Annotated in this window: 4 protein-coding genes; 2 read left to right on the top strand and 2 right to left on the bottom strand. The window is 45.7% G+C overall.

Features of this window, described 5'->3' with window-relative positions; translation table 11 throughout:
* The first annotated feature begins 238 nt into the window (after positions 1-238).
* On the top strand, positions 239-1,720 hold the full coding sequence (locus AC4II3_RS31200) for a family 10 glycosylhydrolase (protein WP_488015466.1): 1,482 nt from the start codon (positions 239-241) through the stop codon (positions 1,718-1,720).
* Between the two features lie 195 nt (positions 1,721-1,915).
* Here the strand turns inward: AC4II3_RS31200 and rpe are convergent, their stop codons facing one another.
* Positions 1,916-2,629, bottom strand: coding sequence for a ribulose-phosphate 3-epimerase (gene rpe, locus AC4II3_RS31195; protein WP_488015468.1), 714 nt, complete (start codon positions 2,627-2,629; stop codon positions 1,916-1,918).
* Positions 2,630-2,902: 273 nt separating this feature from the next.
* On the opposite strand from rpe, the gene AC4II3_RS31190 reads away from it, so the two are divergent.
* Positions 2,903-3,367 carry a CAAD domain-containing protein gene (locus AC4II3_RS31190; protein ID WP_488015470.1) on the top strand — a complete coding sequence of 155 codons (465 nt, stop codon included), beginning with the start codon at positions 2,903-2,905 and terminating at the stop codon, positions 3,365-3,367.
* 228 nt (positions 3,368-3,595) lie between these two features.
* On the opposite strand, the gene AC4II3_RS31185 is transcribed toward AC4II3_RS31190, so the two are convergent.
* Entirely contained in the window at positions 3,596-4,786 is a 1,191-nt protein-coding gene (locus AC4II3_RS31185; protein WP_488015471.1) for a HetZ-related protein 2, read from the bottom strand.
* Positions 4,787-5,034: the final 248 nt, after the last annotated feature.

The following is a 5,034-nucleotide window of genomic DNA, read 5'->3' as shown; positions in this document are numbered from 1 at the left end:
GCGCGGTCTTGGGGAGGCAGCGCCGCCAAAGGGGGTCTCCCCCATGAGCGACTGCCGTGGTTTCCCCCACTCGCGCTTTGCATCAAGACAACGAGTTAGTGACTTGCTGACCCTCTCATAGTATCTGTTTAGAATCCCTGATGCTGCACCTGGGGAAGATATCAAAGATATTGAAGCAATCGGGGATGAGTTAACTGGCTTTTGGCTAACTTTCTGTTCTTTTGTAGTGTTTCTAGGAATGTATAACAGTTTTGGTAAACGGAGGCAACACCGGCAAGGTCTACATCGTAGCTTGATTGCCACCTTTGCAATAGGAAGTAGTCTTTTGAGTCAGTGTTGGTTTGTACCAACCGCTGAGGCAAAAACAAAAGCTTATTGCCACTTTACTCAGGAAGCGATCGCTCAAAAAGAAAGCTTAAGAGTTAATTCCTTAAAGGACAACTCAGACTCTAAAATCAGCTACCAAACCATTATCCAGGAACACGCCAGTTTCTTACAGCAGTGTCGTTCCCAAACCTGGCCGCAAAACCAAGCCATTTGGGTGCGCTTATATCCCTGTGATGCTCGTCCTGGAGCCCTTGAGGAAACCCTCGACCGTATTGTTAACCAAGGCTACAATCAGGTCTACGTTGAAGTATTTTACGATGGTCGCGTCCTGTTACCAAAGGCAGATAATCGTACTCCTTGGCCGTCAGTCATACAACAACCGGGGACTGAGAACGTAGATTTATTAGCCCAAGCGATTCAAAAAGGTCGTGAGCGAGGTTTGCAGGTGTATGCCTGGATGTTTACGATGAATTTTGGTTATACCTACGGTCATCGTGCCGAGCGGCAACAGATTCTTGCCCGCAATGGTCAAGGAGAAACGAGTTTGTCTGTAGTTAAGGATGGCTCTCAAGTATTTATCGACCCTTACAATCGACAAGCCCAGGTAGACTACTATGAGATGCTTAAGGGTGTATTAAAGCGACGCCCCGATGGGATTTTATTCGACTACATTCGCTATCCCCGTGGTTCAGGTTCTCAGTCTGTGGCCAGCAGTGTCAAGGATCTTTGGATTTACAGTGATGCAGCTAAGCAAGCCCTCTATCAACGGGCTGGTAACAATCAAGGTAAGGAGCTAATTCGGCGCTATCTGAGTAAGGGTTCCATTAGCGCTAAGGATATAAAAGCTGTCAAAAAGCTCTACCCTGATGAAAAAACCCCCCTCTGGCAAGGTCGCACTCCTTCAGCAAGAGAAAGTACTCGAACTATACAATGGCAATTGTGGCAACTGAGTGTTGCTCACGCTGCCCAAGGGATATTAGATTTTCTCAAATTAGGCGAACTGGCAGCAGAGCGAGCTGGGGTACAAGCCGGTGCAGTGTTTTTCCCCGATGGCAACCAAGTTGTAGGTCGCATGGGTTATGATTCGAGACTACAGCCTTGGGAACATTTTCCCCGTTCCCTGGAATGGCATCCCATGTCTTATGGTGTTTGTGGTCACACCGGTTGTATTGCTAATTTAGTCAAACGGGTGTTTAAGTGGGCATCGTCGGAAACAGACGTAAAACCAGCATTAGCAGGTACTTGGGGAAGATCCATAAAAAATCGTCCTTCCCTAGAAAACCAGATGCAGGCACTGCGCCGAGTGACACCACAAATCAACTCAGTCAGCCATTTTGCCTTCTCTTGGCAAAATCCAGAATTTGACCGCGAGCGAAAGTTTTGCCGATTATAGCAGTTCGACCTTGGCTAGCGATGCAGCGCCTTCATGCGGGGGTTTCCCCCACTCGCGCTTTGCATCAAGACAAGGTACTTACGCCTTTGGGCTTCATGGCAGTAGGGAGTAAGGAGCTTAGGCGCGGGAAGGGGGCTGCTCAGAATGAGCCCCCTCGACCTCTGCTTAAGATTTACCTAATTGGGATAGTTCTGATTAGGCAGTTACTAACTCGGGTTCGGGTTCAGGACGCTTGCTGTTACGAATACCGCTAATTGCCTCTGCGTAATCTGGTGCCTTGAATACAGCCGAGCCAGCCACAATCGCATTTGCTCCAGCTTCTAGCACTTGCCAGGTATTGTTAACCTTGAGTCCTCCATCCACTTCAATCCAGGGAGAAAGACCACGCTCATCACACATCTGACGCAGTGTGCGGATTTTTGGTACAACTTCTTTGATAAAGCTTTGACCACCAAAGCCAGGATTGACGCTCATAATCAGGATCAAGTCACAGACTTCTAGGACGTACTCAATTAAATCCAAGGATGAGGAGGGGTTAAGTACAACACCTGCTTGCTTACCCAATTCTCTAATCTGACAGAGAGTGCGGTGCAGATGGGGTGAAGCATTGTGTTCAGCATGAACTGAGATAATATCAGCCCCTGCCTTAGCAAAGTCTTCCACATACTTTTCTGGTTCCACAATCATCAAGTGGACATCTAGTGGCTTTTGGGTAATCGGGCGAATGGCGCTAACAACTAGAGGACCAATGGTGATGTTAGGGACAAATCTACCATCCATTACATCAACATGAATCCAATCAGCGCCTGCGGCATCCACAGCCTGAATTTCTTCTCCCAGTCGGCTAAAATCAGCTGACAGGATAGAAGGGGAAATAACAACTTGCTTTTGGGATAGGGTGTTGCTCATGATTGGAGGTGTTCTCCTGGAAGCTTGTTTTTCAGTATTTTAACAAAATCTTTAGATTTTCCCTAACCAGTTGTTGTAATGCTGACCTACTTAGTGAGCACTGGTCACGAGACCAGTTGGCTATAAATCAGCCAATACCCACGGATGCTCACCCCTAGCAGGTCATTATGAAACTTTTGATAACATGGGCAAGAGTTAGTCAGTCTGTAATTTTATGCAGCTGCCTTGCTAAAACGATAGAATATCCTGCTTTAATAGAATTTTGGAGGAAATATGACGTCAAATCCCCAAGCATCTGCATATACTCAGAGCAGCACCAATGAAACTACCCTTGAGGATCAAAAACAGCTGAAAGTAGACCTCAAAGTTGATAAACCTGGTGCTATAGCCAAACTCACTACTCCTGAGCCAGAACTCACCCAACCGTGGCAGGAATGGTTCCAAACTCTTACAGACATTTTGTCACAATTGCCGGAATATATAGGCGGATTTGTTAGCAATTACCAAAAACCCCTGCTTACCATTGGTCTTTTGCTCGCTGGGTTCATAACTGTTAAGATCACGTTGGCGGTGCTGGATGCAATTAACGATATTCCCCTGATGGCACCGTTGTTTGAATTAGTGGGTATTGGCTATACCATCTGGTTTGTAGCTCGTTATCTACTCAAAGTCGAAACACGCCAAGAATTATCAGGTGAGATTCAATCTCTTAAAGGTCAGTTTATAGCTAAAAAGTGATATCTAGTTTGGTGGCATTAGCCCTTGTCAGGTGAGGAGTATAAAAAATAGGGCATGGACAATTGTTTCAATTGGTTTCCATGCCCTATTGCAGTAAATTAGTATTACACTAAATTACTGTTTTAAATAAATTGGTGTTGTTTGGCTGTAGCTCCTTGTCGCTATACTAATTAATACCTATTTTTTATAAATAATTAGCGCGATTTATTGGATAATAAAATTCAAACCTCAACTTGCCGAAGCACTGCGCAGGGCTTGAGCTGCTAGATAGAGTTTGTTCCATTCACCCATCACCTGGTTAGTTCTCCAGTTAAGATCGTTAGCGATCGCTTCTAAGGTCTGACCAGCTTTCATCTTATCCAGCAACTGCTGTTGTTCAGGGGTCAGTTTTTGCTGATATTCTTGCCATTGCCTTGGGGTTAGTCCAAAACTGTGCTCAGAATAGGATGTTTCCAACCAACTTGCTACTAAGTCTGGATTGCCTTTTACCCCATTGATGGAAAAGACACGAATGGCATGGTAGCTAATTTTTTCCCGTAGACGATAGACTTTCTTGATCGGCCAATCTAGGCGACGAGCGATCGCTTCTTGAGATTGACCTTGTAAGTAAAGTCGCAGCCAAAGGGCCGCCTCAGACCCTAAGTTTTTCTCTAAGTATGCCTCAAATTCTTTAGATACAGACATCCTTAGGCTTTGTTTGTCTTCCCAAGCCTGCTTATGTTGATAATTAGTAATGGCTTGGTTATCCAATAGACTCACTGGTGCATCGGCTTCCCCTTCCGGGTTGATTGACTCTGACACTAAACGTACCATGTCTCCTTCCGGCACATGGGTCATACCGCCACGTTGAGACCGACGCAGAAAGTTGACAAACCGATAGACAACTAAGGGCTGGTTGCGAATCGGGCGGAGACAATACTCTTCAAGAGTAGTTAATAATAAAGCATTGCGCAGTGGTTCTTCCTTGGTACATTGTCTAATCCAGGCAATTTGTTTTTGGATATAGCGATCGCTATTTAATAATTCCTGAATCACTTCTTGGAGAACATCTACCACAGCCCTTTGGCGATCACGACTTAAGGACACCCAAGTGCGGATTTTATTGCGTAAGGTAACTAGACTGGCTAAGCGGGTGGTCAAATTGCGATAGCAACGTTCTGGTGGCACCCCCAAGTAACGCTGTCGCAAAATTCTGTAACGATACTCCATTGCTTGGACAGCGATTGCCAGTTGGCTCTGAGTGAGGGTGTCAAACCCTTCTTTATCTTCTCCAATTAACCACTGTATAATACTGGAGCTGGTGGCTGGATTTTGGTTTGGATAGTCACTCAACAAGCGCGACTGCCATTCTGTTTCCAGTTTGTCCGCCAACTTTGCCATGACATTGCACTCCTTGGATCCCTGTTTTAAAGTTTGCATGACAACCCTCCCTGTTTCTACTCACTCGAAGTGGGTAGTGACTGCTCTCTATTTGACCACTAATTACTAGGTATTGGAAGTGATCAAACTCCCATAACTACGCTTACGAAAGTCACACCAGTAGGGTGATAGATAGCACCCCTGTCTGGAGATCTAGATCGTGTTTAGATGTGTTCTAGATCACAAGTCCTCAAGCGATGCAGAGGTGCGACCCGTGGCGAATTTAATTCGCCAACGGAAAACGCACC

The organism is Moorena sp., from assembly GCF_982860115.1.
This window is presented reverse-complemented; position numbering and strand designations above follow the sequence as displayed.